This window comes from Streptomyces sp. MBT65, assembly GCF_016612545.1.
GTDB lineage: Bacteria > Actinomycetota > Actinomycetes > Streptomycetales > Streptomycetaceae > Streptomyces.
Genome location: NZ_JAENRY010000029.1, coordinates 32,549 through 45,527 on the forward strand (window position 1 = coordinate 32,549; position 12,979 = coordinate 45,527).

Annotated in this window: 14 protein-coding genes; 9 read left to right on the forward strand and 5 right to left on the reverse strand. The window is 69.7% G+C overall.

All coding sequences use genetic code 11. The features are described 5' to 3' along the window. Positions 1-11 precede the first annotated feature (11 nt). The gene (locus JHN63_RS09225) at positions 12-725 is read right to left on the reverse strand and encodes a TetR/AcrR family transcriptional regulator (RefSeq protein WP_200678700.1); all 714 of its coding nucleotides are present in this window, start codon (positions 723-725) and stop codon (positions 12-14) included. Positions 726-866: 141 nt separating this feature from the next. On the opposite strand from JHN63_RS09225, the gene JHN63_RS09230 reads away from it, so the two are divergent. Then, positions 867-2,855 (forward strand): pyruvate dehydrogenase complex E1 component subunit beta, encoded by a 1,989-nt coding sequence (locus tag JHN63_RS09230; protein ID WP_200678702.1) that lies wholly within the window; start codon positions 867-869, stop codon positions 2,853-2,855. An 81-nt stretch (positions 2,856-2,936) separates the two neighbouring features. Here JHN63_RS09230 and JHN63_RS09235 read toward each other — a convergent pair whose 3' ends face one another. Continuing rightward, positions 2,937-3,986, reverse strand: coding sequence for a cyclase family protein (locus JHN63_RS09235; protein ID WP_200678704.1), 1,050 nt, complete (start codon positions 3,984-3,986; stop codon positions 2,937-2,939). A gap of 157 nt (positions 3,987-4,143) precedes the next feature. On the opposite strand from JHN63_RS09235, the gene JHN63_RS09240 reads away from it, so the two are divergent. Continuing rightward, positions 4,144-4,542, forward strand: a complete 399-nt coding sequence (locus tag JHN63_RS09240) for a nuclear transport factor 2 family protein (protein WP_200678706.1) — start codon at positions 4,144-4,146, stop codon at positions 4,540-4,542. Between the two features lie 47 nt (positions 4,543-4,589). Continuing rightward, positions 4,590-4,988, forward strand: coding sequence for a nuclear transport factor 2 family protein (locus tag JHN63_RS09245; RefSeq protein ID WP_200678708.1), 399 nt, complete (start codon positions 4,590-4,592; stop codon positions 4,986-4,988). Positions 4,989-5,067: 79 nt separating this feature from the next. Here JHN63_RS09245 and JHN63_RS09250 read toward each other — a convergent pair whose 3' ends face one another. Continuing rightward, positions 5,068-6,696, reverse strand: a complete 1,629-nt coding sequence (locus tag JHN63_RS09250; protein ID WP_200678710.1) for an NAD(P)/FAD-dependent oxidoreductase — start codon at positions 6,694-6,696, stop codon at positions 5,068-5,070. 226 nt (positions 6,697-6,922) lie between these two features. On the opposite strand from JHN63_RS09250, the gene JHN63_RS09255 reads away from it, so the two are divergent. The 6 genes from JHN63_RS09255 (at position 6,923) to JHN63_RS09280 (ending at position 11,868) form a co-directional block, all read left to right on the forward strand. Further along, entirely contained in the window at positions 6,923-7,318 is a 396-nt protein-coding gene (locus JHN63_RS09255) for a carboxymuconolactone decarboxylase family protein (RefSeq protein ID WP_200678712.1), read from the forward strand. A 58-nt stretch (positions 7,319-7,376) separates the two neighbouring features. Then, on the forward strand, positions 7,377-8,117 hold the full coding sequence (locus JHN63_RS09260; protein ID WP_200678714.1) for an SDR family NAD(P)-dependent oxidoreductase: 741 nt from the start codon (positions 7,377-7,379) through the stop codon (positions 8,115-8,117). A 44-nt stretch (positions 8,118-8,161) separates the two neighbouring features. Further along, positions 8,162-9,373 carry an NAD(P)/FAD-dependent oxidoreductase gene (locus JHN63_RS09265; RefSeq protein WP_200678716.1) on the forward strand — a complete coding sequence of 404 codons (1,212 nt, stop codon included), beginning with the start codon at positions 8,162-8,164 and terminating at the stop codon, positions 9,371-9,373. 18 nt (positions 9,374-9,391) lie between these two features. Then, the gene (locus JHN63_RS09270) at positions 9,392-9,586 is read left to right on the forward strand and encodes a ferredoxin (protein ID WP_019071312.1); all 195 of its coding nucleotides are present in this window, start codon (positions 9,392-9,394) and stop codon (positions 9,584-9,586) included. A gap of 49 nt (positions 9,587-9,635) precedes the next feature. Further along, complete coding sequence (locus JHN63_RS09275; protein ID WP_200678718.1) at positions 9,636-10,871, forward strand: cytochrome P450; 1,236 nt, start codon at positions 9,636-9,638, stop codon at positions 10,869-10,871. Between the two features lie 79 nt (positions 10,872-10,950). Further along, positions 10,951-11,868: an SDR family NAD(P)-dependent oxidoreductase gene (locus JHN63_RS09280; protein WP_200678720.1), complete on the forward strand. Its 918-nt coding sequence runs from the start codon at positions 10,951-10,953 to the stop codon at positions 11,866-11,868. Between the two features lie 45 nt (positions 11,869-11,913). Here the strand turns inward: JHN63_RS09280 and JHN63_RS09285 are convergent, their stop codons facing one another. Both JHN63_RS09285 and JHN63_RS09290 read right to left on the reverse strand, forming a co-directional pair. Next, complete coding sequence (locus tag JHN63_RS09285; protein WP_200678722.1) at positions 11,914-12,639, reverse strand: class I SAM-dependent methyltransferase; 726 nt, start codon at positions 12,637-12,639, stop codon at positions 11,914-11,916. 180 nt (positions 12,640-12,819) lie between these two features. Further along, positions 12,820-12,979 (reverse strand): ATP-binding protein (locus tag JHN63_RS09290; protein ID WP_200678724.1); only part of this gene is annotated, 160 nt, incomplete at its 5' end.

Here is a 12,979-nt window from a genome sequence, read left to right on the forward strand (position 1 = left end):
CGCGGATCCGGTCAGCTCGCGACGGAGACCGACTCCGACTCCCACAACGCCTCGGGATCGAGGGGCAGTTCGGGCCTGGCCCGCTTGAACTCGGCGGCCAGCGCCTCGACATCGGGCAGTTCGCCGACGGACGCGGCGAAACCGCGGAACAGGGTCGAGCAGTACTCGCCCGACAGGAACGCGGCGTCCCAACTGCCGCCGGGCCGCACCCACTGATAGGTGTGGTTGTGCAGGTTGAGGAACTGCAGGGTGGCCAGGTGCGGTTCGACCGCACGGAAGCTCCCCTCCTCGACGGCCTCCGTGAGCAGGCCGGTGATCAGGTGCTCGAAGTCGGCGCGCTGCCGCAGCACGATCTCCAGCTCGTCGCCGCTGAGGCTGCGGTAGTCGTGCTCGTAGACCCAGATGTGGTCGAGCCGGCGGAAGATGATCGTCAGCAGCGACTCGGACAGCAGCCGCAGCCGCAGCAGCGGCACCTCGTCGAGGGCAGCGATCTCCTTGGCGCGGGCCAGCAGCGGGCCGAGCACCCGCGACTGGATCTCGATCAGCAGGTTCTCCTTGGAGCCGATGTAGTAGTACAGGGCGCCCTTGGCGAGCCCGACCGCGCGGCCCAGGTCGTTGATGGAGGTCGCCGCGTAGCCCTGTTGCGCGAACAGGGACGCCGCGGTGTCGATGATCTTCTGGCGTCTGACTTCGAAGCCCGGCCCATGACCCGGCGGTCGTGGCATGTCTTCTCTCCCCTGGCTGTGACGACGTGCGTGCTGTCCCGGGCCCGCACAGGCGCCGCGCTGCGGCACGCCTGGGGGAAGCGGCCCCGGGGACGTCGCTCTAGTTTGCTAGACCAAACGGTACATTAAAGCGAGGACCGTATGACTCAGGCATCGCACCACATCGGCACCGACCCCGGCACCGCGGGGACCGACCTGCTCCTGGAGATGTACCGCCGGATGCGCCGCATCCGCCGCTTCGAGGAGCGGGCCTCCGACCTCTACAAGGCGACGGAGATCCCGGGCTTCCTGCATCTGTCGATCGGCCAGGAGGCGAGCGCCGTCGGCGCCTGCTGGCCGCTGGGCCCGCGCGACGGCATCACCTCCACCCACCGCGGCCACGGCCATGTGCTGGCGAAGGGCCTGGACTCGGCGTCGATGATGGCCGAGCTGATGGGCAAGGACGCGGGCACCTGCCACGGCCGCGGCGGCTCGATGCACATCGCGGACCCCGGCCTCGGGATCTACGGCGCGAACGGCATCGTCGGCGCGGGCCTCCCGATCGCCGCCGGGGTCGCCACGGCCGCGAAACTCCGGGCGGCCGGTGACGTGGTGGTGGCGTTCTTCGGGGACGGGGCGGTGGCACAGGGCATGTTCCACGAGGCGGTGAACCTGGCCGCCGTATGGGATCTGCCGGTCGTCTTCCTCTGTGAGAACAACCACTACTCCGAGTTCTCCCCGGAGTCCGAGCAGCACCGCGCCCCGCTCTCCGCGCGCGCCGCCGGGTACGGCATCGAGTACCAACACGTGGACGGCAACGACGTGTTGGCGGTGGCGCAGACCATGACCGGGCTGGTCGCGCGGCTGCGCGCGGGCGGCGGTCCGGTCCTGCTCGAAGCCGAGACCTACCGCTGGCACGGCCACTACGAGGGCGACCCCGAGCGCTACCGCCCCGCCGAGGAGGTCGCCGCCGCCAAGGAACGCGACCCGCTGCTGATCGCCCGCCGGCAGCTGGACAAGGCGGCGGCCGACGCCGTGGACGAGGAGATCGACAAGGAGATCGAGGCGGCGATCGACTGGGCGAGGAGCCTGCCGGAGCCGGCCCCCGAGACCCTGCACGACTATGTCTCGGCCCCCCGCCTCGCCGTCGCCGAGCCCGCGCCGCTCCCGGCCGACGCGGAGATCTTCCGGTCCATGGACGCCGTACGACTGGCTCTGGAGCATGAACTGACCGCCGATCCGAGCGTGTTCGTCGCCGGCATCGACGTCGGCGCGGGCGGCAACGTCTTCGGACTCACCCGCGGACTCGCGCAGGCCTTCCCCGGCCGGGTGCGGGACACGCCGATCAGCGAGAGCGCCATCGTCGGTACGGCGGTGGGGGCGGCCATGGCCGGGATGAAGCCGGTGGTCGAGATCATGTACATGGACTTCATCGGGGTCTGCCTCGACATGCTCCTCAACCAGGCCGCCAAACTCCGCTTCATGACCGGCGGCCGGGCCTCCATGCCCCTGGTCGTCCGTACCCAGTTCGGCGCGGGCCGCTCCTCGGGCAGCCAGCACTCGCAGAGCCTGGAGGCCATCCTCGCGCACATCCCCGGGCTGACGGTCGTGATGCCCTCCAACCCGGCTGACACGTATGGCCTGTTGCGCGCCGCGATCCAGGACCCGAACCCGGTGGTCTTCGTCGAGAACCGTCTCCAGTACGGCCTCAAGGGCCCCAAGCCCCCGGCCGACCACCTGATCCCGCTCGGCAAGGCGAAGGTGATCCGCGAGGGCACCGACCTCACGCTCGTCTCCTGGTCGCGGATGGTCCAAGATGCCCTGGCGGCGGCCGAGTTGCTCGCCGGGGAGGGCATCAGCGTCGAGGTGATCGACCTGCGCACCATCGCCCCGCTGGACCGCGAGACGGTCCTCGCCTCCCTCGCCAAGACCAACCGCCTGGTCATCGCACACGAGGCGGTACGCGACTTCGGCGTCGGCGCCGAACTCTCCGCGATGGCCGTCGACGAGGGCTTCTGGCACCTGGACGCCCCGGTCACCCGCGTCGCCCCACCGTCCGTCCCGGCGCCCTACGCCCCCTCGTTGGAGCGCGTCTGGCTGCCGTCACGGGACACGATCGCTGACACGGTGCGCAGGATCGCCGCGGTCTGATCCGGGATCCGAGCGGTTCCACGACGGGAAGGGCCCCCAGAGATTCTGGGGGCCCTTCCCGTCGTAGCGGCTGTCAGGCGGTCAGACGGTCGCGACCGGTGTCAGCGGACTGCCCTGGGTGCCGGGCAGGTTGAGCGGGGGCGCGGTGAGCAGGAAGCGGCTGCGGTCGTGCTCGCGGAGCCAGGCCGCCAGCTTCTCCAGGTACCACAACTCGCCCAGGGGAACGCCCAGTTTGAAGAGGCAGAGGTTGTGGATCGGGAGCAGCGAGTGCGGGGTGTTGTCCTCGGGGCCGACGCCGACGCCCTCGACGGCGTAGTTGTCCGAGATCAGCGCCGAGATCTGCGAGTCGGCGATCCACTCCAGCAGCGCCGGGTCGAACGCGTCCAGGTAGGAGGCCGTGGTGTGGATGCCCACGGGGTCCGGGTTCTTGCCCCAGCCGAGGACCGCGGTGTCGAAGCCGGTGTGCAGGAGGAGCATGTCGCCGGGTTCGACGACGATGTTGTCCGCGGCCATGATCTCCTGGAGCGTCTTCAGGTTGACCGGCTGCCAGGTGTTGCCCAGGTGGTGGGCGAGGTCGACCAGGACGCCCCGGCCCTGGACCCCGTGCTCCGCCATGTGCTCCAGGCCCAAGTGGCGGGCGAAGCCGAGGGTGCCGCTGCCGTCGCCCTTGGCGTCCTCCTGCGGTCCGACGATGTCGGTGTCCGCGCGGTAGCCGTTGTAGTAGACGGCCTCCTCGACGCCGTCGCCGTCGGCGTCGAACTCCTGGCCCTGGTGGGCGAGCGCGTCCCACTGGGTCGAGTACTGGAGCCAGAGGGTCACCACGTCGTCGGACCAGACGTCCCTGAGGTGCGGCGAGAAGTGCTCGCGCGCCTTGATGTTGTAGAAGACGTCCTGCTTGTGTTCCAGGTCCTCGGTGGGCCGCAGGATCGGAGGGTAGCGCCGCTGGTTCAGCTCGCTCCCGCCCGGATAGTCGAGCGGCAGGCTCAGGCTGAAGCTGATCCCGTGCTCGACCTCGCGGACCCCCTGGAGCACCTTCTCGGGGGTGAGCAGGTTGATCCGGCCCAGTTCGTCGTCCTCGCCCCAATCGCCCCACGTAGAGCCCGGCGGACGCTGCTTCCAACGCTTCGTCATGATCACGCCTCCTTCGGCGACAGTCCCCGTTGACCAGCCGCCCGCATGTTATTTGTGATTGTACCGATCGGTCAACGAATCCGACGCACCCCCCTCCCTTTATCTTCGACTCATCAATAGACTGAGTGGTCGAAACACCCTGACCTTGGAGCGAAGAATGAGCGAATCCACACAGGCGTGGGTCGTGGCGGGCGTACGGGCCGTACTCGGCGCGCACACCCAGGCCCAGGACGCCGGCCGCACCGACGAGATCGTCGCGCTGTACACGCCCGACGCCGTCCTGGAGATACCGGGCCTGGACCCGGTCGAGGGGCGCGACGCGATCCACGCGGCCTTCAAGGGATGGGAGCCGGTCCAGCCGCAGCTCCACCTGGTGACCAACACCGTCGTCACGTCCACGGGCGAGGACGAGGCCCGCGCGCTGAGCGACGTGGCCTTCCTCCAGCGCGGCGAGGCGGGCTGGGCGATCGGCGTGGTCGGGCACTACGACGACACCCTGCGCCGCCAGGACGGCAGCTGGCTGCTGCACCGCAGGAAGACGACCTACCAGGCGTAACGGCCTTCCCCCTCAGCCCACTTGAGCCTTCTCGACCTTGGAGTGAGATGACCACATCGATCGACGCGTCCGTCACGGCGGCCGTCCAGACCGCCATCGCCGCCTACGCGCAAGCCCTGGACGCCGGAAAGGCCGACGAGATCGCCGACCTCTACACCCCCGACGGCGTCGCCGAGATCGTCGGCATGGCCAAGTTCGAGGGCCGCGAGGCGATCCGGCAGGGCTTCGGCGGATTCACGCCCCAGGCACCGCAGTTGCACCTGATCGCCAACACCGTCGTCACCTCCGCCACCGAGGACGAGGCGAGGGCCACCAGCAACCTGGCGTTCTTCGCGCGCGGCGAGGCGGGCTGGACCGTACAGATGGTCGGGCGCTACGACGACGTCCTGCGCCGGCACGACGGCGCGTGGCTGTTCCAGCACCGGGTCACGACCTTCGCGGAGTAGACCTCGGCGGAGCCCCGGACGCCCGTGCCGCCCACGTCCAGGGCGGCACGGGCGTCCGGGCGTTCGGACATCCCGGTGTTCAGGCGTCCGGGGTCTCGGCCTTGGTCAGCACGAAGGTCGGGAACTCGTTCTGCTTGACGGTGTTGATGGCCTCCTGGAGCGCCCACCGGCCCGTCGGGTTGAGGAGCTGCTTGACCGGCTTGCCGGGGATGTTGCCGCCGTAGAAGTAGCTGCTCTCCAGGAAGGAGGACATCTTGCTGTTGTTCATGCTGTCCGTCCACTCCTCCTCGGCGGCCTCGGTGACCTCGACGACGTCGTAGCCGTGGTCGCGCGCATGGACGATGGCGTCGGTGATGATCTCCACCTGGTCGCCGGCGTAGCGCGGGTTGTTGCCGGTCGCGCCGTGCGGGCCGCCGGGGAAGAAGAAGTTGGGGAAGCCGGCCGTCGCGACACCGAGGTAGGTGCGCGGGCCGTCCGCCCAGTAGTCCTTCAGCAGGAGGCCCTGACGGCCTTGTACGCCGAGCCTGTTGAGGGCGCCGGTGCCGAAGTCGTAGCCGGTGGCCCAAATGATGATGTCGAACTCCTCGACACCGTCGGCGGTTTCGATGCCGTCCTCGGTGATGCGGGTGATCGGCGTCGTGTTGATGTCGACGAGGGAGACGTTCGGCTTGTTGTACGTCTCGTAGTAGCCGGTGCCGAAGGGGGGCCGGCGGCCGCCGTAGCCATGCCCCTTGGGGATCAACTTGTCGGCGGTCTCGGGGTCCTTGACGATGCTGCGGATCTTGTCGGCCATGAACGCGCACCACTCCGCGTTGACGGTCTCGTTCGACAGCATGTCCATGTAGTGCTCGGTGAGCTTGGTGAAGCCCGGGCCGTTCCACCGCTCCTCGTAGAACGCCTGGCGGTCCTCGGGGCTGTCGTCGAGGCCGGAGCGCATGACGATCTGGTGCAGGAAGCCGCTGGGTGACGTGTTCAACGTGTCCCTGATGGACTCGTAGTTGGCCTTCAGCTCGACCTGTTCCTCGGGTGTGATCGGCGCGTTGTTGAGCGGGGTGAGCCAGTCCGCGTCCTTCTGATACACCGTCAGCTGTGCTACGTCGTCGGCGATCGCGGAGATGATCTGCACCCCGCTGGAGCCGGTGCCGATCTGGGCGACCCGCTTGCCGGTGAAGTCGATGGGGGTCTTCGGCCAGCGCGAGGTGTGGTGCTGCTCGCCGCGGAAGTCCTCGCGGCCGGGGATGTTCGGGATGAACGGCACGGAGAGGTTGCCGGTGGCGGCGACGACGTAGCGGGCCCGGACCTCGGTGCCGTCGCTGCCCCGGACGGTCCAGGTGCCGGAGGGCTCGTCGAAGACGGCCGAGGTGACCTTGACGCCGGTGCGGATGTCGCGCCGCAGGTCGAACCTGTCGACGACGTGGTTGAAGTAGCGCTCGATCTCGGGCTGGCCCGCGAACCGCTCCGACCACTCCCACTCCTCCCACAACTCCTTGGAGAACAGGTAGCCGTAGGTGTAGCTCTCCGAGTCGAAGCGCGCCTCGGGGTAGCGGTTCCAGTACCAGGTGCCGCCCACACCCGTGCCCGCTTCGAGGAGCCGCACCGAGAAGCCCGCCTCGCGGGCGGTGTACAGCTGGTAGATGCCGGTGACGCCGGCCCCGATGACGAGGACGTCGACCCGGTCCTGGACCGCCGGCTTCGAAGTTTCGCTCATTTGCGCTCCATGGTGACTGGGGCTGCGGCTCCCACATGAGCCTGGTTTGATAGTTCGACCAGTCGGTCGAATATTCAGACCGAGAGTAGATGAGGGGCTGGGCCCGATCAATGGCGATGACGGAGAGAGCTGGGACCAGCCATATCCGTTCAGGCATTGATTGTACCGACCGTTTGATCTAACTTTCGTTTGGGACGAATGCAATCGCCTGCACCGGGAGTCGCGCATGAGCGCCGAAGACGTCAAGGAAACCACCGATCTGCGCGTCGCGGGGCTCAAAGCCCTGCGGGCCGCGCTGCCCGGGGTGGTTCCCGCGGAGGGTGATCTCGACATGCGGGACGGCAAGTTCGGCGAGGATCTCGTCGAGATCGGCCTGTCCACCGTGTGGGGCGCGCTGTGGGGCCGCGAGGGTCTCGCCCCGCGCGACCGCAGCCTCGTCACCCTCGGGATCCTGATCGCGCTCGGCGCCGAGACCGAGCTGAAGACCCATGTCCGGGTCGCCCTGACCAACGGGGTGACCAGGGACGAGCTGGCCGAGGTCATCTACCACTCCGCCGGGTACACCGGCTTCCCCAAGGCCGTGGCCGCCCGTACCGCGGCCCGCGAGGCCCTGGGCGAATAGCCGTCCGAACCACCGGTGTCCGTACGTCGGCACCGCGCACGAGCGCAAGGGAGCGCACATGTCACTGCAGGGAAAGGTCGCGGTCGTCACCGGCGGCGGCCGGGGCATCGGCCAGGCGATCGCCAAGGTGCTCGCGGCCAGGGGCGCCGCGGTCGCGGTGTGGGACCTGAACAGCGAGGGCGCCGAGAAGACCGCGGCGGCCATCCAGGAGGCGGGCGGCACGGCGATCGCCGTCTCCGGCGACGCGGCCGAGGCCGGCGCCGTCGCACGGGCGGCCGCCCGCACCCGCGAGGAGCTGGGCCCGGTCACGATCCTCGTGAACAACGCGGGCATCACCGCCTACGAGCCGTTCACCAGCATCTCCGAGGCGTCCTGGGACCGCATGATCGGGATCAACCTCAAGGGCCCGTTCCTGGTCACCAAGGAGATCGTGCCCGACATGCTCGCGGCGGGCTGGGGCCGGATCGTCAACATCTCCTCGTCCTCCACCCAGACCGGCGCACCCGCCATGGCCCACTACGTGTCCTCCAAGGGCGGCGTCATCGGCCTCACCCGGGCACTCGCGATCGAGTACATCGAGAAGGGCATCACGGTCAACCACGTGCCGCCCGGCTTCATCGACACCCCGCTGGTCCGCCAGGGCCCCGTCGACGTGGAGGCGGCCGCCGCCACCATGCCGATGAAGCGCGCCGGACAGCCGGAGGACGTCGCCTACGCGGTGGCCTACCTCGCCTCCGAGGAAGCGTCCTACGTCACCGGCCAGACCCTCAGCACCAACGGCGGACGCTACCTCGTGTGAGCACCCGCAAAGTACATCGCGACGACGCTGCAACGGAGCAGAACATGAGCATCGAGGACGACACCGGGGCCGTGGCCCACGTGCTGGTGGTGGGCGCCTCCGCGTCCGGGCTGACCACGGTGGAGGCCCTCCGGCGCAAGGGGTACACGGGCCGGATCACGGTGCTCGGCGCCGAGTCGCACGCCCCGTACGACCGTCCGCCGCTGTCCAAGCAGATCCTCTCCGGCGCCTGGGACCCCGACCGGGCCGCGCTGCGCAGCGAGGAGATGCTGACCGGCCTGGACACCGAGTTCGTCTACGGCGATCCGGCGGTCGGTCTCGACACCGCGACCCGGACCGTGCGCACGGAGTCCGGGCGCGAGCTGAGCGCCGACGCGATCGTGATCGCCACCGGGGTGCGGCCCCGAGTGCTGCCCGGGCAGGGCGAGTTGACCGGTGTGCATGTGCTGCGCACCCTCGACGACGCGCTCGCCCTGCGCACCGATCTGCTCGCCGGGTCCCGTCTGGTGGTCGTCGGCGAAGGGGTCCTCGGCTCCGAGATCGCCGCCACGGCAAGGACGTTGGGCCTGGACGTCACCCTGGCGGGCCCGCTGACCGGACCGCTGGCCCTTCAGGTGGGCCCGCTGGTGTCGGGACTGCTGGCGGAGCTGCACACGGAACGGGGGGTGCGACTCCGACTCGGGAACGGCGTCACAGGGTTCACCGGTGCCCAAGGCCGCGTCTCCGACGTCGAGTTGAGCACCGGCGAGGTGCTGCCCGCCGATGTCGTCGTGGTCGCGATCGGGGCGAGTCCGGCGACCGAGTGGCTGGCCGACAGCGGGCTGGAACTCGACAACGGCGTGGTGTGCGACTCGCGTTGCCGGGCCGCGCCCGGGATCTACGCCGTCGGCGATGTCGCCCGCTGGCACCACGAGCAGCTCGGCCGGCTGATCCGGCTGGAGAACCGGACGAACGCCACCGAGCAGGCCATGGCCGTCGCCGGCGCGATCCTCGGCGAGGACCGGCCGTACGAACCGGTGCCGTACTTCTGGACCGATCAGTTCGACGCCAAGCTCCAGGTGCACGGGTTCCTGCCGACCGACGCCGAAGTGGACGTCGTGGACGGTGACCTGACGGCCCGTCGGTTCGTCGTGCGCTACCGCAGCGGCGGCCGGGTCACCGGGATCCTCGGCTGGAACATGCCCAAGCAGGCCAGGCAGCGCCGTCAGGAGATCGTCGACTCGGTTCCCGCCCCCGTCTCCGCCCCGGCCCACTGAACGATCAGGAGAGTTGCCATGAAGGTTGTCGTCGACGAGGACAAGTGCGTCGCCGCCGGACAGTGCGTCGCCGCCGCGATGGACGTGTTCGACCAGCGTGACGAGGACGGCATCGTCGTCCTGCTGGACGAGAACCCGCCGGCCGAACTGGCCGACGACGTACGGAACGCGGCGGCCGTGTGCCCGGCGCTGGCGATCCGTATCGAGGAGTAGCAGAGCGTCCCCCGTTCCCCCCACACCCTCACTCGTTGGAGGAAAGACCATGGCCGAGACAGATCTGGCCGCCCCCGACCCGGAGATCTTCGACTACCCGGGCGTCAAGGACGGCCGGTGCCCGTTCGCTCCGCCGGCCGCGCTTGTCGCCCTGAACGACAAGGCGCCCGTGTCACGGGGCCGGATCTTCGACGGCAGCACCCCCTGGCTCGTCACGGGGCATGCCGCACAGCGTGTGATCCTTTCGGACCCCCGGGTGAGCTCGGACGACAAACAGCCCGGGTTCCCGTTTCCGAACGAGGTCATGAAGGCGACCCATCACCACCACCCGCTGACCATCTTCAACGCGGACGGCGCCGACCACACGCGGATCCGCCGCATGATGACGGCTCCGTTCACGCGCAACCGGATGGAGAAGCTGCGGCCGGACATCCAGCGGTTCACCGACGAGCTCATCGACAAGATGCTGGCGGGCCCCAAGCCGGTGGACCTGGTCACCGCGCTGTCGTTGCCGCTGCCGTCGCTGATGATCTGCGCCCTGCTCGGTGTCCCCTACGAGGACCACGACTTCTTCCAGGAGCACGCCTCCTACGCGACCAGGAGCGACAAGACCGTCGAGGAGCAGCAGGCGGCGAACGCGGCGCTGGGCGGCTATCTGGCCAAGCTGCTCCAGACCAAGGCGGAGGAGCCGACCGACGACGTCGTCTCCGACTTCGCCGCGCGCATCAGGGCCGGGGAGATCACCCTCCCCGACGCCACCCTGCTGTGCATGATCCTGCTGATCGCCGGTCACGAGACCAGCTCCAGCATGATCACGCTGGGCACCGCCCTGCTCCTGGAGAATCCGGAGCAGTTGGCCGTGCTGCGGGAGACGGACGACCCGAAGGTCGTCGCGAACGCGGTCGAGGAGATCCTGCGCTATGTGACCGTCCCGCAGCTCGGGCAGCGGCGGATCGCCCGCGAGGACATCGAGATCGAGGGCGTGACCATCAAGGCGGGCGAGGGCATCGTCGTCCCGCTGCCCGCGGGCAACTGGGACCCGGCGGCGTTCCCCGAGCCGGAGAAGTTCGACATCGGCCGGGAGGCGCGCCACCACCACGCGTTCGCCTGGGGCATCCACCAGTGCCTCGGTCAGCAGCTCGCGCGGATCGAGCTCCAGGTCGTGTACGGCACGCTCTACCGCCGCATCCCGACCCTGAGCCTCGCGGTCCCCTTCGAGGAGCTCAGTTTCCGCACCGCCGACGATCTCGCCGGCGGCATCCGCGAGCTGCCCGTCACCTGGTAGTCGGGGCAGCTCCCCGCAGTAGGACGATCACCATGACAGCGTCGACAACGGTGTGTGACGCGTACGACAGGAGTCAGGCATGAGCGAGTTCAGCTTCGAGGGACGCGTCGCCGTCGTCACCGGCGCGGGCCGTGGCCTCGGCCGCGCCTACGCCCGTCTGCTGGCGGAACGCGGGGCGAAGGTCGTCGTCAACGACCTGGGCGGGACGATGGAGGGCGAGGGCTCGGACGCCGGACCCGCGCAGAAGGTCGTCGACGGGATCGTCGCCGCGGGCGGGGAGGCGGTGGCCGACACCCACGACGTGTCCACGACCGCGGGCGGCGAGGCCATCATCGGCACCGCGATCGAGACCTTCGGGCGGATCGACGTCCTCGTCAACAACGCCGGGATCATCCGCTACGCGGGCCTGCCGGAGATCGAACTCGACAACCTGGAACGGCACTTGGCCGTCCACCTCCTCGGTTCCTTCAACACGATGCGGGCCGCCTGGCCGCACTTCGTCGAGCAGGGCTACGGCCGGGTCGTCCTCACCACCTCCAGCGGCATGTTCGGCATGGACAACAACCTGTCCTACGCCGCCGCGAAGGCGGGCACGGTCGGCATGGCGCGCAGCGCGAAGCTGGCGGGCGAGCCGCACAACATCAAGGTCAACCTGATCGCGCCGGCCGCGATGACCCGGATGGGCGGCGGCCCCGAGGAGGAGCCCGCCGAGACCGCGGAGGGCATGCCGTACATGCCGTCGTCGGCGGTGGCGCCGATGGTGGCCTATCTCGCGCACGAGAGCGTCCCGGTGAGCGGGGAGATCTACACGGCCGGCGCGGGCCGGTTCGCGCGGGTCTTCCTGGCCTCGACGGAGGGGTACGCGCACGAGGGCGGCGACGCCTCCGTGGAGGACGTCGCGAAGAACTGGGACGCGATCAACGACGAGAAGGGGTACTACGTGCCCGCGGACCTGATGGCGTGGTCCGGGTCGTTCCTCAAGCACCAGTTCGGCTAGACGGGTCGGGGGAGGCGGTGAGCCGCCCCGCCTCCCCCTGCCTTCTCAGTGTGCGCGGCCCACGATCTGCCATTTCGACGGCAGTTCGATGCGGGCGCCGTCGTCCCTGAACTCGGTGGTGATCAGGGGCAGTTCACCGCTCGCGACGACAGTGAGCCCGGCCGCGCGCAGCAGTTCGGGCACCTCGTCGTCGGCCACCTCGCCGGGGACGATGCCGTGGCGCAGGACCGGGGCGAGTTTCGCGGGCGGTCCGGCCGGGTCCTGGGCCAGGGCGCCCAGGATCGGGCGGGCGGCCTCGGCGAGTTCGACGAGGAAGGCGTGGCCGCGCTCCCCGATCAGCGTGGCGATCCCGTCGACCAGCGGCTGCCGGTCGTCGGGCTCGACCTGGTGCAGGACGCCCCTCATGTAGACGTTGGCGTCGCCGAGTTCGGCGTGCAGGGTCTCGACCTCGGTCTTGTCGGCGGCGTCCAGCAGCCGGTAGGTGGCCTGCCCCGCCGGGTCCGCGTGCCGGGCGTGGTCGAGGGCCGCGGCGGACAGGTCGACGCCGACGACATGGGTGAACCGGTCGGCGAGGAACCGGGTCTGTGTGCCGTTGCCGCAGCCGAGGTCCACCATCTGGAGACCGGGGTCGCGCAACTTCGGTTCGAACAGGGCGAGATGGAGCCCGACGGTCTGTGCCGCCGCCGCGTCCCAGAAGACGGCTCCCTGTCCGTCGGGCGCCTCGCGCCAGAAACCCTCCCAGGCCTCCCGGTACCGACTGGTCACGCTCATGCCCAACTCCCCAGGATGCAGGCCGTTCCGCCGTAAGTGACGGGCCAGTACGGTCTATCGCGCCCCGGTCCTCCTCACAAGCACACGGCGCATTCCTTCACCGCTCATTCGGCACGTGTACGCCGATGTGCGCCTCGTGCGCCCCCGCGGTCACCTGCGCTTCAGCGGTGAGCCAGGGCTTCAGCGGCGGGGCAGGGCGAGTTCGAACCAGACGGTCTTGCCACCGGTCGTACGGCTGGCGCCCCATTCGCGGGCGAGCGCGCCGACCACGTGGAGGCCGCGTCCGTGTTCGTCGTCGGGGCCCGCGCTGAGCAGGGAGGGCAGGGTGGGGTCGTCGTCG

Excerpts from the sequence above, each read along its gene's own strand:
- JHN63_RS09225 (WP_200678700.1), bottom strand. The coding sequence starts at position 725 with ATGCCACGACCGCCGGGTCATGGGCCGGGCTTCGAAGTCAGACGCCAG.
- JHN63_RS09230 (WP_200678702.1), top strand. The coding sequence starts at position 867 with ATGACTCAGGCATCGCACCACATCGGCACCGACCCCGGCACCGCGGGG.
- JHN63_RS09235 (WP_200678704.1), bottom strand. The coding sequence starts at position 3,986 with ATGACGAAGCGTTGGAAGCAGCGTCCGCCGGGCTCTACGTGGGGCGAT.
- JHN63_RS09240 (WP_200678706.1), top strand. The coding sequence starts at position 4,144 with ATGAGCGAATCCACACAGGCGTGGGTCGTGGCGGGCGTACGGGCCGTA.
- JHN63_RS09245 (WP_200678708.1), top strand. The coding sequence starts at position 4,590 with ATGACCACATCGATCGACGCGTCCGTCACGGCGGCCGTCCAGACCGCC.
- JHN63_RS09250 (WP_200678710.1), bottom strand. The coding sequence starts at position 6,696 with ATGAGCGAAACTTCGAAGCCGGCGGTCCAGGACCGGGTCGACGTCCTC.
- JHN63_RS09255 (WP_200678712.1), top strand. The coding sequence starts at position 6,923 with ATGAGCGCCGAAGACGTCAAGGAAACCACCGATCTGCGCGTCGCGGGG.
- JHN63_RS09260 (WP_200678714.1), top strand. The coding sequence starts at position 7,377 with ATGTCACTGCAGGGAAAGGTCGCGGTCGTCACCGGCGGCGGCCGGGGC.
- JHN63_RS09265 (WP_200678716.1), top strand. The coding sequence starts at position 8,162 with ATGAGCATCGAGGACGACACCGGGGCCGTGGCCCACGTGCTGGTGGTG.
- JHN63_RS09270 (WP_019071312.1), top strand. The coding sequence starts at position 9,392 with ATGAAGGTTGTCGTCGACGAGGACAAGTGCGTCGCCGCCGGACAGTGC.
- JHN63_RS09275 (WP_200678718.1), top strand. The coding sequence starts at position 9,636 with ATGGCCGAGACAGATCTGGCCGCCCCCGACCCGGAGATCTTCGACTAC.
- JHN63_RS09280 (WP_200678720.1), top strand. The coding sequence starts at position 10,951 with ATGAGCGAGTTCAGCTTCGAGGGACGCGTCGCCGTCGTCACCGGCGCG.
- JHN63_RS09285 (WP_200678722.1), bottom strand. The coding sequence starts at position 12,639 with ATGAGCGTGACCAGTCGGTACCGGGAGGCCTGGGAGGGTTTCTGGCGC.